This is a genomic window from Catenuloplanes sp. NPDC051500, from assembly GCF_044454585.1.
Classification (GTDB): domain Bacteria; phylum Actinomycetota; class Actinomycetes; order Mycobacteriales; family Micromonosporaceae; genus Catenuloplanes.
In genome coordinates this window covers 62,739-89,149 of record NZ_JBITDX010000017.1, presented here as the reverse complement: position 1 = coordinate 89,149, position 26,411 = coordinate 62,739, and the positions used below count along the sequence as shown (strand labels likewise).

The 26,411-nt window shown below is 71.2% G+C and carries 18 protein-coding genes and 1 pseudogene; 10 read left to right on the top strand and 9 right to left on the bottom strand.

Annotated features, from left to right (window positions below; genetic code table 11):
• Nucleotides 1-161: 161 nt before the first annotated feature.
• Together ACIA8K_RS29210 and ACIA8K_RS29205 are read right to left on the bottom strand one after the other, a co-directional pair.
• The gene (locus tag ACIA8K_RS29210) at nucleotides 162-2,108 is read right to left on the bottom strand and encodes an FHA domain-containing protein (protein WP_396064897.1); all 1,947 of its coding nucleotides are present in this window, start codon (nucleotides 2,106-2,108) and stop codon (nucleotides 162-164) included.
• Nucleotides 2,109-2,159: 51 nt separating this feature from the next.
• The gene (locus ACIA8K_RS29205) at nucleotides 2,160-5,027 is read right to left on the bottom strand and encodes a protein kinase (protein ID WP_396064895.1); all 2,868 of its coding nucleotides are present in this window, start codon (nucleotides 5,025-5,027) and stop codon (nucleotides 2,160-2,162) included.
• A gap of 319 nt (nucleotides 5,028-5,346) precedes the next feature.
• Between ACIA8K_RS29205 and ACIA8K_RS29200 the strand changes: the two genes are divergently transcribed.
• Complete coding sequence (locus ACIA8K_RS29200; protein WP_396064893.1) at nucleotides 5,347-5,916, top strand: hypothetical protein; 570 nt, start codon at nucleotides 5,347-5,349, stop codon at nucleotides 5,914-5,916.
• Between the two features lie 34 nt (nucleotides 5,917-5,950).
• Nucleotides 5,951-6,340 (top strand): hypothetical protein, encoded by a 390-nt coding sequence (locus ACIA8K_RS29195; RefSeq protein WP_396064891.1) that lies wholly within the window; start codon nucleotides 5,951-5,953, stop codon nucleotides 6,338-6,340.
• Nucleotides 6,341-6,654: 314 nt separating this feature from the next.
• On the opposite strand, the gene ACIA8K_RS29190 is transcribed toward ACIA8K_RS29195, so the two are convergent.
• A complete protein-coding gene (locus ACIA8K_RS29190; protein ID WP_396064889.1) occupies nucleotides 6,655-8,265 on the bottom strand; it encodes a hypothetical protein in 1,611 nt (536 codons plus the stop codon).
• A 270-nt stretch (nucleotides 8,266-8,535) separates the two neighbouring features.
• On the opposite strand from ACIA8K_RS29190, the gene ACIA8K_RS29185 reads away from it, so the two are divergent.
• Genes ACIA8K_RS29185 through ACIA8K_RS29165 form a run of 5 tightly spaced genes read left to right on the top strand, consistent with a single transcriptional unit; the run spans nucleotide 8,536 to nucleotide 16,921 of the window.
• Nucleotides 8,536-10,326 carry a hypothetical protein gene (locus ACIA8K_RS29185; RefSeq protein ID WP_396064887.1) on the top strand — a complete coding sequence of 597 codons (1,791 nt, stop codon included), beginning with the start codon at nucleotides 8,536-8,538 and terminating at the stop codon, nucleotides 10,324-10,326.
• A gap of 16 nt (nucleotides 10,327-10,342) precedes the next feature.
• Nucleotides 10,343-11,434 (top strand): hypothetical protein, encoded by a 1,092-nt coding sequence (locus tag ACIA8K_RS29180; RefSeq protein WP_396064885.1) that lies wholly within the window; start codon nucleotides 10,343-10,345, stop codon nucleotides 11,432-11,434.
• Nucleotides 11,431-14,214: a hypothetical protein gene (locus ACIA8K_RS29175; RefSeq protein WP_396064883.1), complete on the top strand. Its 2,784-nt coding sequence runs from the start codon at nucleotides 11,431-11,433 to the stop codon at nucleotides 14,212-14,214. The genes ACIA8K_RS29180 and ACIA8K_RS29175 overlap by 4 nt, the downstream gene beginning before the upstream one ends.
• Nucleotides 14,211-15,389, top strand: a complete 1,179-nt coding sequence (locus tag ACIA8K_RS29170; protein ID WP_396064881.1) for a hypothetical protein — start codon at nucleotides 14,211-14,213, stop codon at nucleotides 15,387-15,389. The genes ACIA8K_RS29175 and ACIA8K_RS29170 overlap by 4 nt, the downstream gene beginning before the upstream one ends.
• Entirely contained in the window at nucleotides 15,386-16,921 is a 1,536-nt protein-coding gene (locus ACIA8K_RS29165) for a vWA domain-containing protein (protein WP_396064879.1), read from the top strand. Before ACIA8K_RS29170 ends, ACIA8K_RS29165 begins: the two co-directional genes overlap by 4 nt.
• A gap of 522 nt (nucleotides 16,922-17,443) precedes the next feature.
• Here the strand turns inward: ACIA8K_RS29165 and ACIA8K_RS29160 are convergent.
• Nucleotides 17,444-17,515 (bottom strand): annotated as a pseudogene (locus tag ACIA8K_RS29160) (hypothetical protein); the annotation flags it as partial.
• Between the two features lie 412 nt (nucleotides 17,516-17,927).
• The gene (locus tag ACIA8K_RS29155; protein ID WP_396064877.1) at nucleotides 17,928-18,164 is read right to left on the bottom strand and encodes a hypothetical protein; all 237 of its coding nucleotides are present in this window, start codon (nucleotides 18,162-18,164) and stop codon (nucleotides 17,928-17,930) included.
• A gap of 545 nt (nucleotides 18,165-18,709) precedes the next feature.
• Here ACIA8K_RS29155 and ACIA8K_RS29150 point away from each other — a divergent pair.
• Complete coding sequence (locus ACIA8K_RS29150; RefSeq protein ID WP_396064875.1) at nucleotides 18,710-19,231, top strand: DUF4142 domain-containing protein; 522 nt, start codon at nucleotides 18,710-18,712, stop codon at nucleotides 19,229-19,231.
• A gap of 396 nt (nucleotides 19,232-19,627) precedes the next feature.
• On the opposite strand, the gene ACIA8K_RS29145 is transcribed toward ACIA8K_RS29150, so the two are convergent.
• Complete coding sequence (locus ACIA8K_RS29145) at nucleotides 19,628-21,226, bottom strand: MFS transporter (RefSeq protein WP_396064873.1); 1,599 nt, start codon at nucleotides 21,224-21,226, stop codon at nucleotides 19,628-19,630.
• A 113-nt stretch (nucleotides 21,227-21,339) separates the two neighbouring features.
• Here ACIA8K_RS29145 and ACIA8K_RS29140 point away from each other — a divergent pair, with 113 nt between their 5' ends.
• Nucleotides 21,340-22,140, top strand: a complete 801-nt coding sequence (locus tag ACIA8K_RS29140) for a TetR/AcrR family transcriptional regulator (protein ID WP_396064871.1) — start codon at nucleotides 21,340-21,342, stop codon at nucleotides 22,138-22,140.
• 163 nt (nucleotides 22,141-22,303) lie between these two features.
• Here ACIA8K_RS29140 and ACIA8K_RS29135 read toward each other — a convergent pair whose 3' ends face one another.
• Nucleotides 22,304-23,512 (bottom strand): FAD-dependent monooxygenase, encoded by a 1,209-nt coding sequence (locus ACIA8K_RS29135; protein ID WP_396064869.1) that lies wholly within the window; start codon nucleotides 23,510-23,512, stop codon nucleotides 22,304-22,306.
• Between the two features lie 64 nt (nucleotides 23,513-23,576).
• Here ACIA8K_RS29135 and ACIA8K_RS29130 point away from each other — a divergent pair, with 64 nt between their 5' ends.
• A complete protein-coding gene (locus ACIA8K_RS29130; RefSeq protein WP_396064866.1) occupies nucleotides 23,577-24,074 on the top strand; it encodes a MarR family winged helix-turn-helix transcriptional regulator in 498 nt (165 codons plus the stop codon).
• 248 nt (nucleotides 24,075-24,322) lie between these two features.
• Here ACIA8K_RS29130 and ACIA8K_RS29125 read toward each other — a convergent pair whose 3' ends face one another.
• Both ACIA8K_RS29125 and ACIA8K_RS29120 read right to left on the bottom strand, forming a co-directional pair.
• Nucleotides 24,323-24,901 (bottom strand): GNAT family N-acetyltransferase, encoded by a 579-nt coding sequence (locus ACIA8K_RS29125; protein WP_396064864.1) that lies wholly within the window; start codon nucleotides 24,899-24,901, stop codon nucleotides 24,323-24,325.
• A gap of 133 nt (nucleotides 24,902-25,034) precedes the next feature.
• Nucleotides 25,035-26,027 (bottom strand): SAM-dependent methyltransferase, encoded by a 993-nt coding sequence (locus ACIA8K_RS29120; protein ID WP_396064862.1) that lies wholly within the window; start codon nucleotides 26,025-26,027, stop codon nucleotides 25,035-25,037.
• Nucleotides 26,028-26,411 lie beyond the last annotated feature (384 nt).

The window sequence follows — 26,411 nt, the reverse complement described above, 5'->3', positions numbered from 1 at the left end:
ACGCCTCGACCCTTCGTCATCGTCGGGGTCGCCCGATCTCTGCCGTGCGCACCTGCGTCCGGTCAGACGCCGGCGACAGCTTCTTCGCCGAGCGCGGAGTACTGATCACTACGGCGGCGCCGGCCTGTTCTCGGTCAGCTCCGGGTAGTGCGGTCTGCCGTCTATCCGGTCGTCGAGGGCACGGCGCGTCCGCGCATCCGCGGCGGTGGCCCGGTCCGGTTACCTCCGGATGGCGTCGTTGCGGTGGGCGGTCGCGCGGCACGGCTCGGCGACGTGGCCGGCTCGCGTCGCTGGAACATATCGATGTCCACCTCCTCTCCGCCGACGATCGGCGTGTCCCAGCCGCCGCTCGCGACCAGAGTGCGCAGGGTCTGCGCCGACAGCTGCCCGAGGTGGTCTCCGAGGACGGCATCGTCCGGCATTCCCGCGATACGCGACGACAGTCGCTGCCGGACTCCCCGCAACCTGTCGAGTAGCGTTTCGATGTCGGTGTTCCGGTCGGGGACGCCGGGTTGCGCGGCGTCGATGCTGTCGGCGATCAGGTCCTTGATGGCACGACTGGAGCCGTGTTCATCCACCGTCACCATGGCTCGCCACGCTCGGCTCTTGTGCCGGTACTGGAGCATCGACATGGCAGCCTCGTGGCGCATGAAGTCGGCGTCCCGGAACGGGGTGCCGCGCCAGGTGTCACGAAGCGTCCGGGCGAGCGAGACCGCCGATGCCAGACCGCTGTTGAGCCCACGCCCCGGCCAGAAGTGGATGGCGTTCGCGGCGTCGCCCAGAAGGAAGCCATACGTTCCGGGACCTGCCGGGGTCGCGGGACGCAGCGCAGCGGTGAAGAGCGGTCGTTGCACCATGTCCAGCCGAAAGGCGGTCACCGCGCTCAGGTCGTTGTCGGCTACGCCGAACAGGATCAGCCCTTCCCGTACCCGTTTCCACAGTGCCGATCCCTTGACCAGGGCGGGAAGGAACAGAGTCCCGTGGGTGGGACAGCGGAAGTCGCCGCTTGTGTCACGGTCCATCACGCACGGGCTGGAGGCGACGCACTCCTCGAAGACGTGCCGGACGGGATCGATGCCGATCACCTCACGGGCCTCCGCTGGGGTGAGTCGCATGTTGAGGAATCCGTCGCCGGACAGCGAGTTGAGCAGGAAACGGTTCTGTGCCACGGTCAGTGCGGCGATCATCGGATCCGGGAGCCTGGACCTTACTCGCAGACCGAGGATGACGTCCTGCACGTGATGGCCGTCCAGCGAGTAGATCGAACTGTCGGCGCTGCCGAACCTGTCGGAGAAGTACTCCCGTGTGCTGGAGCGCGCCCCCTCGCAGATGGCGAGTACATGGCTGCCCGCCAATGTCTCTCGGCTCTCGCCCGGATTGAACGCCTCGGGTACCAGCCGGATCGTGCCTTGCCTCATGGTCGCCGCCTCCAGCAGCGTGTCCTCGACATCGGCGATGCGCACGTTTCGGGGACCGTACCCTCGAACGGAGTCGGGACCGATGGGCCACATCTCCGAATAGGAGCCGGGGCGGAACAGCTTCTCTTGGACATCGGCCGGCAGGTGGAGGTACTGGCGGCTCTGGATCGTGACCACCTGCCGCCTGCGCGCGTTCCCCTGCGTCTCGTCCTTCCAGACGACACGCGATCCGTCCCCGACCCACCGGTGGTCGTACACGGTGACGAGCACCCGCCTGCCCAGGAACTGTTCCAGTAGCAGGGCGAGGCTCAGCCCGACCGGGCCGCCGCCCGCGATGGTGACGTTGAGTACGCCGGCCCTCAGGTCGCTGGTCAGGGGGACGGTGACCGGCTCGGCCGGGTCCGCCGCCTCGAAGCGGAAGACGTCATCCGCGATGGTGATCAGGTCGCCCGGCTGGAGGACGTGCCTGGCCACCGGTCGTCCGTTGACCAGAGTGCCGTTACGACTGCCGAGGTCGCGCAGGACATGACCGTCCGCCCCGAGGCGCACCTCGGCGTGCTCCCGGGAGGCGTCCGGGCTGGTGATCACGACGTCGTTTGCCGCGCCGCGGCCGAAGGTCATCCGTTCGCCGCGGATCGGGAACCGGTGCTGGGAGAGTGCGCCGTGGTAGCCGACGATCTCAGGGGACATCGCAGCGTGCCTTTCATGATCGGTGGTCCGCCGGTGATCGCCGGTGGTGTATCAGAAGTTGGAGATGACGTCGATGAGCACGTCGGCGATGGTGGTGGCGTCCGGCGCGGTGTAGCGGTGGGCGCCGGTCTCGTTCGAGATGTTCGCCAGATCTCCGTTCCGGTCGTCCTGATCGCCGTCGTCACGACCGGTGGCCCGGCTGGCCTCGTCGGTCACGGCCTGCTTGCCGTAGGCGATGGTAAAGACGCGGACCGGCTCGTCTTCCGACAGGATCTTCGGGACGAGTTTCTCCACCGTGTCGATCCGGCGGCTGTCCTCGTCCTTGCCGTCGGAGAGGACGACGACAGCGTTGATCGCGTTGGGATCCCACGTGCTGCGGATCTGGGCGACGGCGGCGTCGATGGTGTCGAACAAGGCGGTGCCGCCCCCTGCTCGCAGTCCGGCGATGCCGTTCGTGATCTGGTCGCGTTGCCGACTGGCCATGGGCGCGCTCGGGACGACGACCCGGTGGGCGGGCCCGCCGTTCGTCTCCTCGGAGAACTGCCATAGCCCGACGCGGTCGTCATCGCCGAACCCTTCGGGAGCGACGAGCGCATTCGCCGCCTGCTTGACGAGATCCAGTTTTGTCGTGCCGTCATCCTTGATCTTGTTCTCCATCGATCCCGAGGTGTCCACGACGACCAGCACGTTGGCGGGCTTACGCAGCTCCGGCCAGACCTCGAGGAGTCGGGTGAGTACGCGTGCGGGCGGGATCTCCAGCATGCTCGCGGCGCCGGAGGGCACTGCGCCGTGCTCTGCGGTCAGGTTCTTGGTCCGCTTCCCGTCGAAGGTCCGGAATCCGACATCGGCGAGCCTGTCGATCACCTCGGGAGCATCCGACCGTACGTATGCCAGGAAGTCGTCCGCGACGGCGCTCTTGGCGTCGCTGAGCCCGACCATCTTGACGAAAGGATGGTCCGACGAGAGGGTGCCCTCCCTCGGATAAATCGCGACCAGTGGTGTCGTGGGCTCGTCCGTCCTGGCGCATCCCGGCTCATCGCTCGCGGCTCCGCAGGGATATCCGCGGTTGTAGGCGACCAGCGACGCCTCTTCCAGGGTCACCGCCGAGATGTACGGCGGGTCGGCCTTGCGGTCGTCCGCGTGGCGGAGATTGGCGAGGAATGTCAGTGTGGTGTCGCCGTAATGCACGACAGCCTTCTCGATGTCCTTGACGACTGACGGCTCGGCCCGGCTCTCCGCGTTCACGGCCTCCTCGGTCAGCTCGTCGGTGCGCCCGGTGGCGGCCAAGAACGCTCCGACAGTGGCGGCCAATCCGGACGCGCTGTAGCGTGGGTTGGTCTTACCCAGTAGGAACGGGCCCCATTCGGGATGGCCATGCCCGCCCCAGCCCCGCGGATCCCGGGCGAGTTCGGCCAGTTCAGACCAGCCGATGGCGGTATTGGGCCAGCCCAGCGCCTCCGCCATCGGCTTCGGCATCCCGATGACGAGGGGTGAGGAGAACATCGACTCGGCCTGATCCCCGAGGATTCCGGGTTTCGCCTCGTGTCGGGCCAGCGCGACCCAGGTGGATGCCGCAGGGCTCCAGACATCCGGTCTGGGCCCGTCCTGCGCGTGCCAGCCGCGTGCCAGCATCGAGCGCAACTTGCCGGAATTGTGAGCTTCGGCCCTGATCGTCATGCACTGACCTGCGGCCAAGCGCGGGCCGTAGGCGCGGGCGAGATCGTTGATCAGCTCGGTCTTGTCCTGCGAGGCGAAGATCAGCAACTCGTCGGGGTGGCCGGTCGCCGGTGCCGCGGCGGACCCGCGGACGGCGGGCGAGGCACTCGGGCCGGCGCTCGCGCAGCGGGGGAGGGCCCCGCTCGACTCGCGGGAATCGGGCACGACCAGGCTGCAGACCCCGGCCAATGCGAGCAGCGCGAGAACGGCGGACGAGGCCAGATGCCCGCGGCGTCGCCAGAGTGGCCCGGTCGGCGAGCCGGCGCCATCGCCCACGCCGTCGTGGGTGGAGGTGGCCGGCCCGGCGGCCGCCTCGCCGCCCTGCTCGGTCACCTGCGACAGGCTGTCGGTCAACGTGGACAGCCAGCGACTCAGGCTCTTCGGCCGCTGTTCCGGGGGTGCCTCAAGCGCCGCCATCACCTGCTGCTGCAGCATGTGGCGCCGCGCGCTCAGCGGGCTTCGAGCCAGCATGGCCGAGGTCTGCTTGAGGTCCGGACCCGCGTCGCCGGTCGGCGGGGACTCGCCCAGGACCACGTGCGCCACCGTCGCGGCGAACGCGAACCGATCGGCCTCGGGAGTCGTCGGTGCTCCCGAGCGGAGCAACTCCGGTGCGGCGTAGGGGGCGGTCGCGCCGCGGATGCCCGTGCCGTCGGAGATCCTCATCAGACCGAGATCCACCAGTTCCGTCGTGCCGTCCTCGCGGATGACGATGTTGCCCGGCTTCACGTCGCCGTGGGCGATGGGCACGACGGTCTGGTCGCCCGAGTGCATCTCGTCCAGTGCGGCGGCGACGTTGCGTAGCCGCTGCAGCCGGCTGGTCAGGGTGCTGTCGGGGTGTTCGGCCAGCCAGTCGCGCAGGGTGTCGCCTTCGATGTGATCCATCACTACATAGCGGTTGCGCCCCGCCGGGAGCGCGTCGCCGAGCCGGTGTTTGCGCGCGCCGGTGAACACCTCCACGACACGGACCAGACCGGGATGGCTGACGCTGCGGAGAAGATCGGCGTGGCGTTCCCAGGACGCGTCGTCTCTGCCGATTAGGTCGTCGCGCAGGATCTTGACCGCCACCCGCAGACGCCCGAGCGGAGACAGCGTGAGGTCGGCGGTCCACACCTCACCTTCGCCGCCCGCCCCAAGGCAATCCAGCAGTCGGTACTTGTTCGGCGATGCCTCGGGGCCGACATAAAAACCATCATCGTGCGGCATTTAGAATCTCCATGTCACTGCCGGAGGCGCTTGATGAATTCTTCTCTGATTGGCGCCCCGGCATTTCGGCGGCAATTCGCATGGTGCAGGGTCCTGTCACTGGACGTCGGGCGGGTTCCGCCCGCTCATCGCGTGTACGAATGGGGTTCGGCGACATCATGGAAAGGCAGAGGGGATACAGTCGGTGAATGGTGCTCACGTTCACGTCCTGAGCGTGCGGGGCGACGGCAGCCGGGGAGCGGTGCATACCTGCCGGGCGGTAGCTGGCCGCCCGGTCTCCATCGGCAGGGAGGGGGAGCTCCCTCTCGGTGTCGACCCGTTGGACGGCAAGATCTCCCGGCTCGCGGTCACGGTCACCGCGAGACCCGACGGATGGGAGGTGGACGTCACCAACCGGCACAGCGCCGACATGCAGCTTTGGGGCCAGGCGCCGATGGCTCACCAGCCACAGGTCGCGCTGCGCTGGCCGCGCATCACGGTCACCGTGCGGGGTGACCAGGCGCTGCGTCATCTGGTGCTGCTCGACAATCCGGCCTTCAGCATCGCTGCGCCTCGTCCGCAACTGACCAGCCGGCTCACCGAAACCCTCGCGCCCCCGCAGCCGCTGACCGCCGCCCAGCAGCAGGCCCTCCGGCTGCTCTATGCGGAACTGCTCGCCTGGCCCCCGCTGCGGCAGGCGGTCCCGCTGCGCATCAAACAGGTGGCGAGGCAACTCGGCATCGGCCCGGAAGCGGTGCGTCGCCGACTTGAGGAGGCCCGCCAAAAGGCATATGCGCTCGGTCTCGGACGCGATCTTCCGCTGTCGGATCCGGAGTATCTTCACGTCCTTGTTCGCGCGGGTTACCTGATGCCCACCGACGACGAGATCGACCCGATACTGCGAGGATAAGAATGTCACGGGAAAAGCATCCCGGATTCAATTCGTGAAGTACACACTGCCCGCGGGCAGTGTGTACGAAGAGCCGGTTCGTCAAGGGCCGTTACGGCATCGGGAAGTTGCTGTTCGCCGCGGCGATCAGGTGGTATTGGCGTCGATTGGTAAGGCGCGTGGCGCGGGCCGGGTCGGTCGCGCCGGTTGTCCGGTGTCAGCCGATCGAGGTGTTCACGTGGTGACCGCGTATCCGTTCTCGTCGGGCCTGCTGAGCATCTCCACGGAGCGTCGAATTCCTGACGTGATGGAGCCGGTTCGCGCGGCTGAGCCGGCTGCGAGAGCGTTCGTGTCGGTGCTCGCCGCGAATGACGACGCTCATGTACGGCTGGCATCGTTCTTCGCCGGACATGTCGCGGTTCCCGCCGCGCCACCCGTAGCCTAATGCCCGCCCTGCCGTTGGTGACGCCACGACGGCCGGCCTCGGCCGGGAGGCAGCCCTCGGGCGAGTTCCACCGCAAGCCGGTCGGTACGGGCTCGTAGAGCAGCAGCGCGGCGACTCGCGCCGCGTGTCCTCCGGCTCCTCAGATCCCTTGAGGGCGGACTGCCGGGGCTGCGGGCGCGCACCTTGAGGAGTGGACCGGCATCGCCTCTGCCATCGGGTCCAGTAGGGCGTAGCCGAAGGGCCGCGCTGCCGCGGTGAGAGTGGGATGCCGCAGCCCGCGGGCGTGGTTCCCGGCCGTGACGGGCCTCGCACGTTCAGCTCCAGAGGATCAGGTAGGCGTACCAGAAGGCGGCCAGCGACAGCAGGACGCCGGTTGGCAGGTGCAACAGCCAGCCGGGTACCCGCCGACCGGGCAACTGGCGGCCGAAATGGCCGAGGCCGACCCGGGACAGGACGGTGGAGACCACCGCCAGCAGTATCACCCCCGCCAGTGAGGCCACGCCGTTGACCGCGTTGTCCGAGGCGACGGCGACCTGCCAGACCGCCCAGAAGACAGCCAGCACGACCAGCGGTAACAGCGCCACCGTGATGCCATCCCGAAAGGCGCGGGCTCGGACCTGCCAGGGACGCAGTCGCTCCGGCAGGGTCGGTGGATAGGGCGTGGTCACGTCCATCTCAGTGGGCTGCGGTGGCCCGGGAACAACGATCGCCACCTTGGCGATGAATCGCGGCGGCGGGTCCGGTGGCGATTGCTGCTCGGTGAGCGTCCGGTCGATGGTCTGGGGCGCGGGGAGAACGGCGAGCAGCGCCACGCCGGGGGAACGGGGCACCGGCACGAGTGGCCGGGCCGTAATTCGGCGGCGCAGGTCGGCCGCGGTTACGAAGGTGTCGGCCGGTTCGGTGGCGGCGGGTCGCGGCTCGGTGGCGGCGGTGGGTGTCGTGCTGAGCGGCCGGGTGGGCGGCACGGGCGCCGTCGGCAGCCCGGGCAGCCGCACCGCGACGGTGTCGCTGGTGCCCCACCGCACCCCGGGCGTGGGATAGCCGACCTCCCGGACGATCTCGGCCAGCCGGCCCGACCACCGCGGCAGCTCGGCCGCCACGGGCCGGGCGACCGGGTCGGCGCTCAGCGGCAACAGAAGGTGTCTCTGCAGCTTCGGGTGATCACGTAAACCGGGTACGACGTTCAGGTCGTGCGGCGGATACGCGACCCGCGGATCGGCCCGGGTGATCAGGTGGTAGGCGATGGAGCCGAAGCCGTGCACGTCGTACGGAAGTCCTGGCTTTTGGCCTCTGTCCACCTCAGGGGCCCGCTGCCCCTCGGTTCCCACCACTGCGGTGATCTTGCCCGCGACCCGCGCGTTGGTGAAGTCGATCAGCGTGGTGCTGCTGTTCGGTCCGATGATCACATTGCTGGCCTTGATGTCCTGGTGCACCAGCGGGCCATCGCCGAGGCCGGGCACTTCAGGGCGGGCGAACACGCCCAGCACCTCGGCGAGCGTGGTGAGTACGGCCAGCCCGTCGATCGGCTCAGCGCCGGCGGTGCGCAGCCGCTCGCGGAGGGAGGTGCCGTCTAGATATTCGAGGACCTGGATGGGGACCCGCGTGCCGGTGGGGGCCTGGCCGTGTGGCCAGGGCAGGAATCCGCTGAAGCTGTCGCGGCGCCGGCAGATGTGCGGCACGTGACCGCTGATCCGGGCCAAGATCGCGTCGCCGTTCTCCCAGGAGACGAGGTGCTGCTGGATGTCCCGGCCGTTCTGAGGGCTGCGCCAGACGCGCAGGGTGACTCGGTCGCCGGCCGGGCCCTGGGCGGGGCGGGCGAGGTAGACGTGGGCCTGGCCGGTCTCGCCGGCCAGGCGTTCGATGATCTCGTACCGGTACTTCTCGTTGGCGGGGTCGCCGCAGAGGTGGTCGTGCCAGTGGGACATCGCGGATCCTCCTTAGCCGGGGACCCACAGTAGGTTCCCGGCCGGCCGCCGCGGAGCAGGCGCGAGTCGAATGTGGCTGTTCAGGCGCGCGACGCCGATTCGTCGGCCGCCGACGCAGCCGGTCGGTCCGTGTCGCCGATCCGACCGGTCCGGGTGGGGATCAACCCCCTTCTGGGGCGGGGGATCCGGTCAGGCGTTGTGTTCCGGCTGCGTCCCGCTGAACGATTGCGTACGTCGGACGGCTGTCCACACATTCTCAAGGGGGCCAGATTGGCGATTCCGCCTGCCCAGATCCGGGTTATATGCCCCGTATGCGGGGAAAATGTAATCGCGGACCGGGCCGACTGCGGGACTTGCGGCCGCCGCCTGGCGGGCCCGCTGCGGCTCGGCCGGCTCACCCCGGCCGACCTGGACGCGGCCGCCGCCGAGCTGGCCGCGGCCGGCCGGGCCTGGGACCTGGCCGCCGCGAGACGGGCCGGACCGGCGGCCGGGCCCCATCCTGCCGCCGGGACCGGGCGGCTGGCCGCTCTGGCCCGCCCGAGCGGCCACGGCGACACGCAGATGCCGGTCCTGCCGGGTGACGGTGACACGCCGACGGCCGGGCTGCCGGACCTCGCGCGGCGGTTGCACGGGGACCAGCCGTACCACCGGATCTCGATCGTCGAGATCGCCCCCGAGGGGTTGCGGCTGTCGGAGACCGAGGAGGGTGGTCCCGCACTGCGGGCGGCCTGGTCTCGTGGCTGGCGGCAGATCTGCCCGCGGCTCTCGGCCGACTCGGACGCGCGACTGTTCCAGCTGGCCGGTGGCGTGGGGCAGCTGCGTCCGATCTCCCGCCCGGAGTGGGACGCCCAGGTGGGCGCCGCCCTCGGCGAGCTGACCGGCCTGGTCCGCCCGCCGCTGCTGCTGGTCACCGCCCCGCGCGGCTGGGTGCTGCTGGAACGGGCAGCGGCGGACGCGGCGCGGGCGCTCACCACGGTCGGCGTCGTGCCCGCGCTCGGCGACCGGGCCCAGCTGCACCGGCTCGTCGTGACGCTGCTGCGCGGGCTGCCCCCACCGGAGGGATACGACCTGCTGCTCGCGGCGCCCGGCACGGCGGGCGGCGGCCTGACCCTGGCCAGGTATCCGTTACTTGCGCCGGAGCCGGTCGAGGAGGACACCGACCGCACCGCGCACCGTGTCGTCTACGGCCCCGGTGCGGGCGGCGAGGTGCTCATCCCGGTCGTGCCGCACGCGGCTGGGCTCGGTGCGGCGGTCACGGCCATCCGGCTGCGGACCACGCCCGGCGAGCCGGTCCGGATCACCGCCCGCCAGGACACACCGGGCCGGGTGAAGCTGATCGCCCGGGACGCGGTGACCGACGACGTGCCGTGGCCGGACCGCGCCGCAGCCCTGCCCACTCTGCTGCGGGCTACCGACCCCGAGCATGAGCCGCTGGACCTGGCCGTGACCGTCGAGCTGGGTGGTGGCGAGTGGCCGCTCGCGCAGGCCCGGGAGCTACTGGTGGGACTGGGTGAGGCAGGGCTGCTGGGCCCGCCGGCCCGGGTCGCGGTGATCACCTACGGCGACCATCGCCCAGGCCAGACTCTGCGGCTGGACGTGCTGCCGTTCGGCGACCCGGAGGTGGCGCGACGGGCGCTCGGCCAGGCTCACCCGGTTCCCGGGTACGAGGACCTGCTGGCCCCGCTCGAGGACGCGCTCACCTCCGTGACCGGCCTCGGCTGGCGGCCGGGCGGACGGCGCGTGGTGGTGCCGTTCGCGACCCGACTGCCGCACCCGCCGCATCAGGACTGGGGGCTGACCGCCTGCACCCAGGATCTGGGGCGCGCGGCCGCTGGTCTGCAAGGCGACCTTGGCGTGCGGATCCTGCCGGTCGTGACCGAGGCCGGCTGGAGCGGGGCGCACCCGGCCGCCCTGGAGTGGGCCAAGCGGGCCTGGGCGGCGATCTCCGACGAACCGGCCTTCGACGACGTGGCGCCGTGCCTGCGCGCGCTGCGCACGTCGCTGGCCCCGAGCAGCACCGAGCCGCTGCGGCTGGCGCTGGCCGAGCAGCCGCGGCCGTGATGCGAGGAGGACACCCATGCAGGAGCCGGTGAGGAACACCCGGTACGCCGACGAGAGCACCGAGGACGTGCCGGCGAACCCGGTATCAGCGCAGCCCCGGGGGGCGATCCCGATGCCCGGCCGGGAGCCACCCGCGGGGCGGCCGGGGCCGTCCCGGAACGGCATCAAGATCGCGCTCTTCGGACCTGCCAGCGCTGGCAAGACGACGTTCCTTCAAGGACTGCTGACCGGGCAGCCGAACCGAGAGCGGCACGGCGAGTGGACCGCCACCCGGGTCGGCGGCGACGGCGCGGGGGAGACGCTGGACTCCGACCTGCGCAGGCATGCGATGCGGGGCGAGTTTCCGGCCGCCTCCACCCGCCGAGCCGCCGAGACGTGGCGCATCCAGGGCCGCTATCCGCAGGCGCCGCCGCCACCCCGCCGCCGGCTCCTCTCAGGTACGCCTCTGCCCGCGCCGCGCCGGGAGGAGTCCTTCGACCTGACCATCGTGGACCGCCCCGGCAGCCACTCTTTGCGACCAGCCGAGGAGATGCTGCGGGAGATCAACGATGCGGACGGACTGCTGCTGATGATCGACCCGACGCTGATGTTGCAGCCGCTACCCGTGGTCGGTGACAAGGAGCTGGACAGCACGATGGCGTACCTCTTCCGTATGCTGCCCGACCTGGCCAGCCACCGGGTCAACGACGGCGGTAGTCCCCGGCTCACCCAGCATCTCGCGGTCTGCGTCTCCAAGTTCGACGACCCCGCGGTCTACGCGCGGGCCAAGGAACTGGGGGTGGTCGACCGGGAGCCGACCGGCCCGCCCTTCGTGCCCAGCGGTGACGGCGCCCGTCGCTTCTTCACCGACCTGTGCGACCGCAGCGCCGGTCCCGGGGACTTCCAGATCCCCAACCTTCTCACTCGGTTCGACGAAAACCGGGTCGACTACCACGTCGTGTCCGCGGTCGGCTTCTACATCGAGCCGGGCCACGACTTCGACGAGGGCACGTTCCTCAACGTCATCCAGCGCAACGGGAAGCCGCACATCAAGCGCCAGATGCCGCTCAACGTCTGGGAGATCGTGATCGGTCTGTACGAGTCGATCATGCGGGAGCGCCGGCGATGACGACCGACACCGGACGAGTCGTCTGGGCGTGGTGGAGCAAGGACGCCGGCAGCCGCGCCGACTACGCGGTGCTGGCCGGAAACGCGACCCGGGATGAGCTGCCGGGTGTCGAGGCCGACCTGGAGCGGTTTCGGCTGGCCTCGCCACCGGAGCATCCGAGCTCCCCACTGCGGGCGCTACCCTGGGTGGCCATCGTGCAGGACCACCGCGGTACGCCGATCCCGCCCGGCCACCACGAGGTGACGGTGCTGTGGTGGGACTGGGCCGGGCACAGCGACGGCGTCGGCCGTGCCGCCGTGGCGGTGCTCTATCTCCGGTTGATCCTGCCCGCCCCAGTCCCGCATCTCGCGGTCGCCGAGTACGCGCGCACGGCCTGGCAGGTGCTGCGTGCCGACCGTACCGCCTCACTGCCTGCGCTGCGGCTGCCCGGCGGTCCCGGCACCGCCGACGACTGGCTGGAGGACGGCTGGTTCGACTTCCTGGGGGCCACCGCAGCGCTCGCCCTGCGCCGCCCGGTGCGGATCACCGCCGCTGACGGTGAGCCGCTCGACTGGTTCACCCGGCTGCGCTGCCTGTCCGCGGCTGCCACGCTGCTGCCGGCCGGTCTGCGCCCGTCGATCTGGATGTGCACCTGGCTGGACGCACCGGACCCGGATCCGTTCAACCTCGCCTTCGCCGCCGCCGCGCCCGCCGGGACCAGCGCCGTGCCCTTCGGCGGCCAGCCCGACCTCGAGGGCAATGAAGCGGTACGCGGCTACTTCGACGTGCTGCTGCAGATGCGCGCGCACTACGGCGACGCGGCGGTGCTGAGGCACCTGGCCCGCGGAGACGCGGTCGTCCCAGCTGAGCTCGGCTCCGGGGCCGCCCGGCAGGCCACCGCCTACCTCGGCATGCTCGACCGGCTGCACGAGGTCGGCACACTGCTCGCCCAGGGAGAGCCGGTGGATCCGGCCGAGGTGCGACGGCTGGTCGACTCCGCTTCGCTGGCCGACCGGCTTCCACCCGGGCCGCACCTGGCATACCTGCGCTTCCTGCTGCACCACGGCGGGGTCGATGACCTGCCCCGGGTCCAGCGTCATTGGCTGCCCGCCGCGCTCGCCGAGCTGGCTGCGGCGGCGGCCCGGCCGCGCCCGGCCGCCTGGCAGCGGGCCGTGGTGCGGCTGGCCCAGCACCTGCGACTCACCGACGAGCTGTTCGACCTGGTGCTGGCCGATTCCGCCGCGGCCATAGCCGCCCTCGACTTGCTGCGGCTCGCCGGAGCGCCCGGTCCTGGCGAGGCGGTGCGCACCCGGGCCCGGCTGCTCGACCCCGCGCACGCCGGGACGGTCCGCGAGCTTTTGCCGGACGACACCGGCGGGCTCCTCGCGTGGCTGTCCTGGCTCGACGGCCCGGGCACGCCCGACTGGGTGAAGCTGCTGCTGGCGGCCCTGAACTCCGGGCCGGTGCCGGACCACTGCCGGGCCGAACCGGCCTGGGTGGAGCGCGCCGGCCGGATCGCCGAAGACCGCCGCGCGCTCGCCGACCTCTTACCCGGCCTTGCGCCGATGCTGATCGCCGGGCTGGACACAGTGGACGGACGGGCGGTCGCCGCCGACTGGCTGGCCGGGATCGAGACGGAGTACGCGTACGCCCGCGGCACGATCGACTTCGTGCTGCTGTGTGCCGGCGGCATCAGCGCGCCCGGGCTGCGGAAAGGCTCGCCGTTCGCCACCGACGCCGGTTATGCGCGCGGCATCGCCGTACAGGCCGGTGCCCAGCCCAGGTGGGCGAATACCGTCCTCGAACGACTCGGTGACCACATCTCCGGGCACGACGGCACCGCCGACGCGCTACGGCTGCTGGAGCTACTGCGGCAGGAACAGGGCTTCGGCCTCGATGACCTCGCCGACCGGGGTATCCATGCCGTGGATGCGCGACCGGAGCTCACCGATCGGCTCTCGGAGGATCCCGAGAGCCCCGAGACCAAGGTATGGGAGCGGATGACGGCGAAGGCTCCGCGCGTCGAGAAGCGGCGCGTCCTGCGCGACCTCAGCCGGGCCGCCGACCAGGGGGCCGAACCGGGCCGGTTCGCCCTACCGCTCGACCGGGCCCGAATGCTGGCCTGCGCGTCGGGGGAGATCGCCACCCTGCTGCTCCGGTGGCGGCACTGGAACCGGCTGTGGTGGGAGCTGACCGAGGCACTGGCCGGGCGGCTGCCGTCCGCGACGCCGGAGACGGACCGGCTGACCAGCACGGTGGCGTTCCTCGCCCAGACGTTGCCGGATCGGGAGCGGGACCGCTATCTCGCCTCGGTGCGAGGGCTGAGCCGGACGACACTGCGCCAGATCGACAAGGAACAGGCCGTTCTGGAGAAACGGCGGCGGTTGTGGACCCGCGTCGGCGCCTTCGCCGGTGAGCCGGGTGCGGTCGCCGAGCCCGGGCCGCAGCGGCGTCGCTTCCCACAGATCCGCATCGGCCGGTGGCAGGGCAGAGGACGTGGGCGGCAGGAGATGCCCGAGCCCCGCACCGAGGCGTCGCCCGCACCGGTCCGCACCGACGCACGGCCCCGACCGGCACGCTTCCCCCCGGCGCGCGCCGAGGAGCGTGCGGCTCGGCGCCGTGTGCGGTACCGGCCGCAAGCCCTCGACCTGCTGATCGTCCTGCTCGTGATCGTTGCCGCGGTGGTCGTGTTTCTGACGTGGGAGGCCCTCGGGCCCGGCCCAATCCTTGTGATCGTGCTCGCCCTGACCCTCGCCAGTGTGCTGATCGCGGCCCGGGTGCTGGGGGAGGAGGAGCGATGACCACCGCCGGTGTCGACTGGGGTGCCAGGCACACCCGCGTCGTTCACTCCGGACCGCAATCACCGGTCACCGTCCTGTCCGTCCTGACCTGCCGGGATGAGAGTGTGCTGCTCGGTCCCGCCCGGTACCCGCACCCCGATGATGTGGTCGTCACCGGCACCGATCTGCAGCGGGCGCTACACGGCACCGGCGCCCCGCCGCTCGGTCGGCCGGTGGAGGAACTGGTGGAGGCGTTCTTTGGGCTGATCTTCGCCGGGGTGGACGATGATCTCACCGATGTGGTCCTCACGGTCCCGCACGGCTGGCTGCTGCCCGGCGCCCCTGGCCGGGACTCGACCGACCGGCTCCGCCGGATCTGCGCCGCGCACTGCCGCCTGCCGGTCACCCGGGTGGTCGGGAGGGCCACCGCAGCCCTCGCCCACGTGATCCACCGCAACCCCCGGGCGCAGGAGCAGACGATACTGGTCGCCGACCTCGGGACCGAGCCGGCGGAGCTGACCCGGTTCGACACCGCCGGTGGCCTGCTCCGGCCCGCCGTCACGGCGACCGGGGCCGACGTGGACGCGGTCGTCGCCCGCGCGCTGACCGGCGTCGGCGCGCCGGACGGCGTACTCGGTGTCCTGCTGACCGGGGCGCCCGAGGAGGTGGCCGCGTTCGGCGAGATGGTGCTGGCCGCCGTCCGGGCCCGGCATCTCGGCCCGGTCGCCGAGCTGACGCGGCCCGGCCCGGAGGCGTCCGCAGCACCCGGGCCGGGCCCGGCCGCCGAAGGTGTCGGCCTGATCGCCGAGGGGGCCGCCCTGATCGCCGAGGGCACCGCCCCGGTCGTCGACGTGCTGGCCGAGCCGGTCGAGATCGGCGCCCATCGCTGGGCCGCCGGCCAGCCGCACAACGAGTGGCTCCCGGCGGCGGCCCCATTCACCCTGCGAGCCGGTGAAACCGTACCGGTCGCAGCCGGTCCCGTCCGGGTCGACATCAGCACTTCCGGCCTGCCGGTGCGGGTCGGCGGCCGGATGCGCCACCTGCCCCTGCACGACGGCCTGCACGCGGGCGACTACCGCCTGGCGGTGCGGCTCGACGAGACCGGTCTCGACGTTGTTCTGCACACCGGTGACCCGGAATCGGGCCACCGCCACCGCGTCCCACCCCCCACCCCGGACCAGGAGGCCCCGTCATGACCGTGCTCCGCCGCCTCGTCGCGGCCTTGGCCGCGACCGCCACAATCTCGCTGGTCGCCGCCTCCGCGATCCCGGTCCGCGCCGACGACCGGGTCGACATGTACACCCGGCTCGGCATCACCGACGTCGCCGCCGACTTCCTCTTCCTGGTGGACAAGTCAGGCTCGATGGACTCCTCGTACGACAGCCTGAAGGCGAGCATCAAGGCCCTCACCGCATCCCTCGACGACGACGACCGGATTGCGATCGTGCAGTTCGACGACGCGCCGCGCCCGCCCGCGCCCTGGCTGCCCGCGCGCTCGCCGGAGGCCACCGCCGCCATCGAAGGCCTGCCCGCCGCCACCTCCAGCGCCACTGACTTCTATGAGGTACTGGATTGGGCCGTAGATCTGCTCGGTACCGACACCGACCGGGTCGGTACCGTGCTGCTGCTCACCGACGGCGACCCGGACGTGCCAGGCAACGCCCGCTGCGAACTCGGCGATACGGAGCGGTGGACCGGCCTGCGTGAGCGCGCCGACCTGCTCGCCAAGGCCCGCCCGATCAACGCGTACGCGCTGCCGGTGGCGGTCGACGGCAAGTACTGCCCCGAGATCACCCCGCAGTCGGTGCTGGGCGAGGCGTTCGCCGGGGCCCAGACATTCGAGCCGACCAGCGCCCAGACCCCCGCTGACCTGCGGCAGACCAAGGACGCGGCGCGCGCCCGCAAGGCCCAGCGGGTGCTGGAGGATCGCGGCGAGCTGACCAGACAGGTCACCGTCGGCTGGTCGGGCCGCCCGCTGCGATTCGACCCGACAGACGACCGGGCCGAGGTCGAGATCACGCTTGGCACCACCGGCGTCGCCCCGATCGTGGTCGAGGAACTGACCGGGGTGCTCGACGTGGTGATCACAGACCGCACTGGCGCCAACCCCCGGCAGTTACCGGCGACGGCCGAGACCGGCGGCGGCCGGATCGAGCCGGACCGGCCGCTGGAGGCGACCATGACCGTCGAGTGGCCGGCCGCCAGCGGCGCGGTGCAGACCGACGAGGTCTCGGTGACCGGCACACTGACGCTAACCGCCAGGCTCAGCTCGCCCTACCTGGCGATGGCCGGCGGCGGCCTCGCCCAGCGGGCGCAGCTGTCGCTGGCCGACGGCGCCGCACCGGTCGAGGGCAGCGGCCGCCGCGGCCTGCCGGGCGCTTTCTGGCTGGTGGTAGCGGTGCTGTTGGCCAGTGTGTTCGTCGTGGTGGTGCTGCGGGCACTGAGGTCCCGGCCGACGATGAGCGGTGCCGTGGAGACCCTCACCCCCGACGGCGTGACCGCGACCGTGGAGGTGGACCGGCTGCGTCGGGCGGCCACCACGCTCACGCTGGCCGGGCGAGTGGAGCAGGTCGATTTCCGCAGCCTGCGGGACGGCGGGATCACGATCACGTTCGTCTCTCGCACCGACGCGACCGGGCAACCCCACACCTGCCCGCGCGGCCTCGAGGTGATGGTCAACGGCGTGAAGTTCCGGCACCATCCTGAGGTACCCGCCCCGATCGGCTGATCCGGGTACGACATACGTGGGCCGGTAGCCGGAATCCGTGTTACCACCCCCGGCGAGCCGGCGGATGGACCGCCTGCCGTCTGACCTCGAGGTCAGCCATGAGAAGGACTCGCAACCGCGCCTGAGGGCTTGACCCCGCGTCGACCTCTCGCCGAAAGACTCGGACGGTTGTCGGTCCTCACGCTGCACACGTCGGTCTCGCCGTCGGTGACAAATGACGGCGCGCCGCTCTGCGTGCAGCCGGGACCTTGGGGATGAGGGCGGGATGACGACGGCGGTGGGTGCGTGGCGGATCACGTTGCTCAGCGCCTCCCGCACGATGCGGTAGGTCGTCAACTGGACCACGGGACTCGCCAGATCCGCCTCGGCAGCGATGGTCGCGCGGATCGGGATCTCCGCCCTGGAGACGGCCGCGACCAGCTCGTGGACATCGCTCAGTCGGGGCTGGGGCAGCAGTTCGGCGTCGTCGGACCGCAGCACGCCCAGCAGCCGCCGCATCTCCGCCAGCGCCGTGCGCGCGGACCGGGCGATCTCCTGGAACTCGCCGTTCACCGTCGACGCGCTCGCCCCTCTCAGCCGGATCGGCGCCGACATCGCCTGCATGTGGACCAGCGACATGCTGTGCGCGACGACGTCGTGCAACTCGCGCGATGCGGGCGCGTTCCTCCATGTGCAGCCGCTGCGCCTGTTCGAGCTCGATGTCTCGCCGCGCCTCCGCGAGGTCGGCCCGGATCCGGCTCCGCTGCCCGACGGCGATCGCCGCCGCCAGCACGGTGGCCGTGTAGCTGGCGTAGACGGTCAGGTTCGTACCCCACTGGTCCGGGTCTGCGTATCGCTGCGGCGACGTGCCGATGAGCGCGACGAGGAGTGCGACGCTCGACCACCAGACGCCGAACGACACCGTCCACCGCTCCCGGACGCCGAGCAGGACGATCAGGCCGCCCAGGGGAGACCAGCTTGGTGATCGGCAACGGCCAGGGACCACCGGCCGAGTCACGGGTGGCGATCACCACGCCGCGATCGACGCCAGGTGCACCAGCGCCGCTGTCCGGGCCCGAACCACCGCGAGGACGAGGGAGCCGCACTGGACCGTGGCGATGGCGAAGGCGACGGCGAGATCCAGCTCGTACACGGCGGTGGTGAGGGGAACGGTGACGGTGTACAAGCCGGTGCCGAACAGTGCGACGACGCACCAGGCCCAGAACGGGAGCGCACGGCGAGGCCGGGAAGCCGACGATTTCACACCTGGCTCCTGACCTCGCGGGCTACGGACTGTGGTCCCGCTCCGTACCGAACCGAGCTGGTGTGCGCGTGCTCCGCCGTCATGACGGGGTGTTCGCGGCGGCGGCGCGCTCGACGATCGACCGACGACCCGGACCCGGACGCGCCAGCCGGCGCCATGGTCGCCGCTACCAGGTTGTCTACTCTGAGACGGCCGGAGAACGAACCGAGCCCGTTATCGCCTGGAACGACGCAGGCGTTCGGGAGACCAGCCGTCCTGCCGACCATTCGTGGTGCGTCTGTTGACAATTACCGCAGTGGAAGGCGAGCCGTAGCGACAGCACGGTAACGCCCGGGGCGCCGACGCCCCCGGCGAGCGGCACGAGGACCGGCAGGTCGCGGCGACTCGGCCCGCAGGGGCATCGAAGCGGTGCGCCCGACCCCAAGGGGAGGCCGCGCACCGCGCCGCTCGCGGCACGGACCGCGCTTGACCTGCGGATAAAGGGGTACTCGGCGCGGACGAACGGCGCCGTTACAGTGCGCCGTCCACACGGGGGAAGATCAATTATGCGTATCACCGCTGTGCTGTCCGCCGCCGCGCTCTCCGCCGGCCTGGCGCTCGCCGTGGCCTCACCCGCCGCCGCGTCCGAGGAGTTCTGCGCGGAGGACGCCAAATATCTGGTCCGGGCGCACCGGGGTAACCTCGCCGAGGTGACGTCCGGCCAGGCCGCGCTCGCTGAGTCGGCGAACGAAGGGGTGCGGACCATCGCCGGCATGCTCATCCGACACCACGCCTGGCTCGACCAGAAGATCACCGACCTGGCGGAGCGCCACGGGGTCGCGATGCCGCCGAAGCCGAACCAGAGGCAGCGCGACGACCTGGCCGCCGTGGCGGCGAAGAACGGCGTCGAGTTCGACGCGGCCTGGCTGGCTCTCCAGGAGAAGGCGCACGTCCAGTCGCTCGACTTCATCGACCGTGAGCTGGCCGGCGGATGCGCTCCGGCGGTGCGCGACTCCGCGCGAGTCGCCGCCGTGCCGGTCCGGCTCCACCTCCAGGAGGTGCGCGAGGCGCTGAAGCCGCGTGAATGATCCAGGGCACCGGGGGTACGCGGGCAACGTCCCATCCCGTACCCCGGAGTGTTTTCACGACTGGTACCGACGACGTGACGCCATTGACGCACGACCTGACCGGCGTGGGCGAGGATGTCACCGGGTCACTCTGCGACGGACCACCCCGGAGCCTTTTCTTCTCGGGTCGCTGAAAACCCCTGCAGGCCTGGCCGGGCGGTAGGAACGCGTATTCAATCGTGGCGAGTTCGCTCTGGGGCTGGGGCATGAAGTAGCTGAGAGTTACCTCAGCTGCGCGGCTTCGCCTACCGGCCGTGTTCGCAGCGATCCATCCTGAGGCCGCCGCGCCGGCGCCCGCGGTCGTGAGGTGGTTGCGGGGGACGGTGTTGGACCGAGGTGGCAGAGGAGTGACCAGGCCTACCTCTGAGGCCACGGTGACGTGTGGTCTTTAGGTTGGCGTTCGTCGGCAAGCTCCGCTGGCCGGTCGTCGGCGTCAGGGCCGGCGTCAGGGCGTAGGTGCCGCAACATGATCGCGGCCAGCACGGCGATCACCGCCATGATCACGGTGCCGACTGTCGCGGCCAGCCGCATGCCTTCGGTGAAGGCTTCCTGCGCGGCCTGCAGGAGCGGGCCACTCAGCTGTTCCGGCAGGTACTTCGCCATGTCGACGGCACCGCCGAGGGTGTCGCCGGCGGCTTCGGCGGCGTCGGCGGGGAGGTGCGCGGGTACCGCGGTGTCCATTCGGGAGTGGTAGACGGCCGCACCGATACTGCCCAGCACCGCGATGCCCATGGCGCCACCGAACTCGGAACCGGTCTCCGACAGCGCCGAGGCCGCACCCGCCGACTCGGGCGGGGCCGCTGCGACGATCATGTCGACGGCCAGGGCGCCGACCGCGCCCGACCCGCCCACCAGCAGGATGTAGCCCACGCCGACGGCGAGTAGGGAGTCCTCCACGTACACCTGGGTCAGGGTGGCGAAGCCCGCTGCCATCACCCCGATCGCGCCTGCGACCACGTAGCCGGGGCGCACTCGCCGGACCAGTATCGTGCCCGCCGTCACGGACAGCGCCATCGCGGGGGCGATCAGTAATGTCCACAGTCCGGCGGTCAGCGGGCGCATGCCGATCACCAGCTGCATGTACTGGGTACCGAAGAAGCCGAAGCCCACCAGGGCGAAGATGCTGAACACATTCGCCAGTAGGGCCGTGCTGAACGCGCGGCCGGCGAACAGCCGCACGTCGATCAGCGGATCCGGCAGGCGGCGCTGGCGGCGCACGAAGATCGTGCCGGTCACGATGCCGAACAGCGCCGCGAGGACCGGCAGCGCCGCGAAACCGTCCTCGGCCATCAGCTTCACGCCGTAGACGATCGGCAGGACGGCCGCAAGCGACAGCGCCGCGCTGAGCAGGTCGAACCGGCCGGGGTTCGGCGCCTTGAACTCCGGCAGCAGCACGGGGGCGAGCACCACCAACAGCACCATCACCGGCACGTTGATCAGGAAGACCGAGCCCCACCAGAAGTGCTCCAGCAGCACCCCGCCGAGCAGTGGGCCCAGTCCCGCGCCGCCTGAGAATCCGGCGGTCCACACCGCGATGGCCGTGCGCCGCTGCCGGTCGTTGTGGAACATGGTGCGAATCAACGACAACGTGGACGGCGCCAGCGTGGCACCCGCGAGACCGAGAACCGCGCGGCTCGCGATCAGCATCTCCGCGCTCGTCGAGTACGCCGCGAGCGCCGACGCGGCCCCGAACGCCGCACCGCCGATGATCAGCATCTTGCGCCTGCCGATCCGGTCGCCCAGGGCACCCATCGTGATCATCGACCCGGCCAGCAGGAAGGCGTAGATATCCATGATCCACAACAGCTGGGCGCTGCTCGGTTGGAGTTCCGCACTCAGGTGGGGCAGGGCGAAGAACAGCGCCGTCATGTCCATGGAGATCAGCAGTGTCGGTATCACCAGCACAGCCAGGCCGAACCACTCCCGCCTGCCTGCCATCGCCTTCGTGTCAGCCATGAGAGCCGCCTCTCCGCCCATTATTGGCGCACGCCGTTCACCGTAGTGGTGAATGCACTTCGCCATTATAGGCTTACCGGCGCACCCCCCGCGACAACAGGGAGACGGCCGAGATGGGCGAACAGCACCGGGTAGGCACACCGACGGGCATCGAACTGGCCTGGCGCGCCTCCAGCGACGCGGCCCACCCGGACGAACCCGGCAACGGGCACAAGCCCGGCCCGCGACCGGTTCTCGCCCTGGGCCGGATCGTCGCGGCCGCCATCGACATCGCCGACCGTGAAGGCCTGACCGCCGTGTCACTGGCTCGCGTCGCCACCGCCCTCGGCGCCGCGACGACCGCGTTGTATCGGCACATCCGGTCCAAAGACGACCTCATCGTGGTGATGCGCGACGCCGCGGCCGCACCACCACCCGACATGCCGCCGCCCGACCCCGGACGGTGGATCGAGTCACTGGCCGCCATCGCCTGGCAGATCTACGACCTATACCGGCGGCATCCGTGGGTGCTGCAGGTGCCCACGTCCGGCCCGCCGAGGACACCGAACGAACTACTGTGGGGCGAGCACATGCTCAGGGCCCTGTCGCACAGCACCCTGAGTGCCCACGACCAGCTCCGCGCCGTCACCCTGATCTCCGGGTACGTCCGCGAGCAGGCCCGCCTCACGCTGGATCCGAGGATCGCGGACGGCGGCGATGCAGTGACAGACGACTACTTCGGGTTTCTCGGCACGGTCCTGACGCCGAACCGGTATCCCATGTTCTGCCGTCTCTTCGCGGACCAGGCGAACACCGGCACCATCGGCTACACCGACGAGGATTTCCAGTTCGGCTTGGACCGCATTCTGGCCGGCCTGGCCCAACCGCACCGCGACGGCCACCCCCGGCCGGTCCGCGCCCCGGGAAACCGGTGAGGCCGACCCGACCGGGACCGGCACGACCGCAGGAAGGCGCGCCCCGAAGTCACCGCCGATGTGTGTGACGGCTAGCGCCGCGGACCGGCACCGACGCGGAAGAAACGGATGCGCGGGGCGTACCGGTGGAAGGAGTGGAAGTCGGCTCGCCCACCCGCGCTGATCAGCGCGAGTACGGCAGCGGATAGTCGGGGAGGGTGAGCCCGGCCGACGCCGAGGACGGCAGCGCGCGGTCCGCGAGGCCGCTCAGCGCGCGGCTCGCGGCGAGGCGGTGCGCGGCCTGCAGCACCGCCAGGCCCCAGCGGGACTTAGGCAGGGCCACAGCGGGCACGCCCGGCGGCACCCGCTGCGTCTTCTCGACGTGCGGCCGCAACCGCTGCTCGTAGGCGCGGAACGCGCGGGCCGGGTCGAACGCGCCGCCGCGGTCCCGCTCGACGGCGAGCTCGCCCGCCAGCACATACGCCCCGAGCAGCGCCAGCGAGGTGCCCATCCCGGTCGGGGCGCCCCACGCGGTGTCGCCGACGATCGCGACGCGGCCCTCGGACCAGCGGGGCGTGCGCACCTGCTCGACCCGCTCGAAGTAGAACTCCGCCGGCCGCGCGGCGAAGCCGTCCAGGATGCGCCCGGTCTCCCAGCCCACCCCGGCGAAGCGCGCGCGCAGCACCGCTATCTGGGCCTCGACGTCGAGTCGGTGCAGCCCCAGCGGCGGCGACAGGAACGCCAGCGCCGCCCGCATCGTCCCCACGTTGTCCGGCCGGAGCGAGGCGACGCGGCTGCCGGTGGCGGTCAGCCAGCGCCACCACCGGTCATCGGTGCCGGCCCGGTCGATCGTGCCGTACGCGACGTACTGACCGAGGTCCCGATAGCCGGCCTTCGACGTGAAGGCCAGATCGCGGGTCCGGGACCGGCGCCCCTCGGCGATCATCAGCAGGTCGTAACGCTCCCGGCGGCCGGCCGCGCTGACCACGTCGACCCCGTGCTCGTCCTGGTCCACCTGGACCAGGTGGTCGCCGTATCGGTGCTCGGCCTCGCCGGCTGTGGCGTGTAGCAGCAGGTGGGAGAGCTGCCCGCGCAGGATCTCCAGCTCCGCGGTGGGCCCGTCGCGGCCCGGCCGTCCCGGTATCGAGGCGTAGACGGTGCCGTCCGGGCGCAGGAACCGGGTCCCCAGCTCGCCGGTGGTCGCACCGGCCACCGCGTCGCGCAGCCCCATGCGTCGCAGGGCCTCATGGCCGGCGCCACGGATGTCGACGTTCTGCCCGGCATCGCGGGCCTGCGCGGCGCGCTCCAGCAGGGTCACGGAGAACCCCGCCCGCGACAGCCCGAGCGCTACCGCGGGTCCGGCGATGCTGCCGCCGGTGATCAACACCTTCATGATTTACCTTTTCTATGAAGCTACTTTTTCATGAAGCTACTACACGATCGAGTAATGTGCACGCATGGCCGACTCGCTCTTCAGGCCCGGCCGGCGGGCCAGGGTGCTGCACCTGCTGCGCTCCTACACGGACGCCCACGTCGAGCTGACCCGGAACCTGGCACGGGAGCTGGGCGTGCACCCGAACGACGCGGTCGCTATCGCGGAGATCCTGTGGGCCGAGAGCACGCTGAGCCCGCTCTCTCCTGCCCGCCTGGCCGACCGCATCGGCCTCACCTCCGGCGCCACGGCGAACCTGCTGAATCGGCTGGAGGCCGCCGGTCTCGTCGCCCGCAGCCGGGAGGACTCGGACCGGCGGGTGATCCGGCTGCGCCTGACGCCGCAGGCCCACACCCGGACCGTGGCGTTCTTCGTCCCGACCGGCGAGCGCGTCGACCGGGTGCTGGACGGCTACGACGACGACACCCTGGGCCGGACAGAACAGCTGCTCACCGACGTGGTCGAGGCGACGGCGGCACGCAACGCGGAACTGCGGGCAGCCCAGCGACCCGGCGCCGGCTGACTCGGCTCCGCCCGGGACCACGCCGGCTGAGAACGGTGATGGGAGCCGGAGGTGACGGCGCAGGCGGGGACACGACGCGTACCCCGGATGGTGTTGAAAGCTCCTCGTTCACACATCGTCACCGGGCTCGCGAACGGCGCGGACGGATCATCGGCGACTACCGGCGGATGATGCTCTACGGCGTGGACCGGCTGATCGGGGAGCGGCCGGCGCTCACGGTGTCGCTAAAGATCTCTAAAGATTCTGAGTCACTTGTACGCCGCCGCGCCGAGATCGGCCCGGATGAGGCCGTAGACCGCGTGGTCGGTGCGCCCGCCGTCGCGTAGGACCGCTGCGCTCCGCAGTAGCCCTTCGGCGCGAAAGCCGGCCGTTTCCGCCACCCGCAGCGACGGTGCGTTGCCGACCGCCGCGCGCAGGAGCACCCGTTCCAGGCCCACCTCTCGCAGCGCCCACTCCGCCATCGCCCGGACGCCCTCCGCCGCGTATCCCTTACCGCGCGCCCACGGCGCGGTCCAGTAATGGATCTCGGTGATCCCGTTGTCCCAGTCGGTGTCGAACAGCCCGGCCAGCCCTGCCATCCGGTCCGCGCCACGCGGCCGCAACGCGAACTCGGCCCGGCCCGGATCCTCCCGCCGGATCGCGGCACCGGTCGTGCACCACTCGATCGCGGTCGGTAGGTCGGCACCCGCGTACGGATACCCCACCGGCGCCCACCGGACGAACAACCCGTCCTGCCACGTCGCGTGCACCTCGGCCGCGTCGCGCTCCTCGACCGGCCCGAGGGCCAGCCGCTCACTGACGATCTCGGAGATCGGGAAACCAGACACGCTACCCCTCATCCCGGCCCGGTTGCCGAACGCTGATCGGTTGCTCATCGCCCCGGCGCAGACTCTCTGCGGGCCTGCCGGTGGCCCAGGTGGACGCCTGCCATGGGTGATCCTGCGGGCACGACGTGGCGTGTCAGGGGCGACGGCCGACGACGGTCGTGCCGCCTGGGCCGTTGCCTGTCGTTACGTCGGCGAACCCGGCCGCCGTCAGTTCGGCGCCGAGTTGCGCGGCCGTGCGCGCGGGGACATCCCAGGCGCGGACCATCAGCGTCCTGAGCGTCGTGGCCGGGTCGGAGCGCTGTGTCTCGTCGGCGATCAACGCGGGGGCGGCCAGCAGGCCACCCGGGCGCAGCCGGGCGTAGGCGTTGGCCAGCGTGGCCGCCCTGGTGTGCTCCGGGTAGTAGAACTGGCTCCAGAAGGCCACGTCGAACGGTTCCTCGTCGACGTAGTCGGCGGCGTCACCGACAACGAACCGGATCCGGTCGGTCACCCCGAGGGATTGCGCCTGTGAGCGTGCGCGTGCCACGAGATCGGCGGCCAGGTCGACGCCCACCGCAGTCACCTTCGGGTACAGCTGTAGTAGGGACAGCACCGCCCCGCTGAGGCCACAGCCCAGTTCCAGGTAACGGGCGCCGCCGCGCAGCAGATCGTGTACCTCGGGGAACGCCTCGATCTGCGCGCCAAGGACACCGCGCCCGCGGTCGGTGGCCGGATCGACCGACGTGGCGGCGGCGAGGGCGGCCCGGTCGGCGTCGGTCACCCGCCAGTAGCTGTCGGCGGTCACCGAGCGGAAGTAGCTGTCCACAAGCCTCTCGCGGACCGCGGCGCCGGTCAGCGCGCGCAGCGCCGAGCTGTCGGCCCCTGCGGTGAAGATTCCCGCGTACACCTCGCTGAGCTGGTATGTGTCGTCGCGGTCCTGCAGGACGCCGGCGGCGGCCAGCGCGACGCACAACTCGCGGGTCAGCGGCAGCCCGGTCAGTTCGGTCAGTTCGGCGATGGTGACAGGTGTGCGGCATCGCGCCAGGAAACCCGAGGCCAGCGCGCCCCGGATCAGCGCGGCCTGCTCACCGGCCAGTCCCAGCGCGCCGATCGCAGCCAGCGCCGCACCGGGATCCGCATCCGGCATGTCGTGTCCCACCTGACTCACGGCCTTTCGATGATCTCGTCATCCGAACCCTGCAGAAAGGTCGCCCAGCCGCTGATCCGCGACGCCACCGTCCTCTCGAGCGAGAGCGCCGCGACTGTACCGGCGCCCCACGGTGCTGTCGAGGTCGCTGCCGACACCCACCTATGTGGACGGTACCGTTGCGCTCCCCGGGTTCGGCGACCGAGGAGATCAGCTGGCCCCTGCTCGGTAGGGTGCCGGGCGGCGGACCGTCTGATCGCCCAGAACTCGCGCGACGGCGCCCGGCCCGCCCTGCTGGCCACGTCCCCGCAGCCAGCCTTAGTGGCCCCCGCCTGTTCGGGATACAACGGTCCGGCGTGGCCTTGTACGACGACCCCGCGCAAG

Coding starts and splice junctions, on each gene's coding strand:
- ACIA8K_RS29120 (WP_396064862.1), bottom strand. CDS start 26,027: ATGCCGGATGCGGATCCCGGTGCGGCGCTGGCTGCGATCGGCGCGCTG.
- ACIA8K_RS29190 (WP_396064889.1), bottom strand. CDS start 8,265: ATGTCCCACTGGCACGACCACCTCTGCGGCGACCCCGCCAACGAGAAG.
- ACIA8K_RS29210 (WP_396064897.1), bottom strand. CDS start 2,108: ATGTCCCCTGAGATCGTCGGCTACCACGGCGCACTCTCCCAGCACCGG.
- ACIA8K_RS29165 (WP_396064879.1), top strand. CDS start 15,386: ATGACCGTGCTCCGCCGCCTCGTCGCGGCCTTGGCCGCGACCGCCACA.
- ACIA8K_RS29150 (WP_396064875.1), top strand. CDS start 18,710: ATGCGTATCACCGCTGTGCTGTCCGCCGCCGCGCTCTCCGCCGGCCTG.
- ACIA8K_RS29205 (WP_396064895.1), bottom strand. CDS start 5,027: ATGCCGCACGATGATGGTTTTTATGTCGGCCCCGAGGCATCGCCGAAC.
- ACIA8K_RS29140 (WP_396064871.1), top strand. CDS start 21,340: ATGGGCGAACAGCACCGGGTAGGCACACCGACGGGCATCGAACTGGCC.
- ACIA8K_RS29130 (WP_396064866.1), top strand. CDS start 23,577: ATGGCCGACTCGCTCTTCAGGCCCGGCCGGCGGGCCAGGGTGCTGCAC.
- ACIA8K_RS29180 (WP_396064885.1), top strand. CDS start 10,343: ATGCAGGAGCCGGTGAGGAACACCCGGTACGCCGACGAGAGCACCGAG.
- ACIA8K_RS29175 (WP_396064883.1), top strand. CDS start 11,431: ATGACGACCGACACCGGACGAGTCGTCTGGGCGTGGTGGAGCAAGGAC.
- ACIA8K_RS29145 (WP_396064873.1), bottom strand. CDS start 21,226: ATGGCTGACACGAAGGCGATGGCAGGCAGGCGGGAGTGGTTCGGCCTG.
- ACIA8K_RS29135 (WP_396064869.1), bottom strand. CDS start 23,512: ATGAAGGTGTTGATCACCGGCGGCAGCATCGCCGGACCCGCGGTAGCG.
- ACIA8K_RS29170 (WP_396064881.1), top strand. CDS start 14,211: ATGACCACCGCCGGTGTCGACTGGGGTGCCAGGCACACCCGCGTCGTT.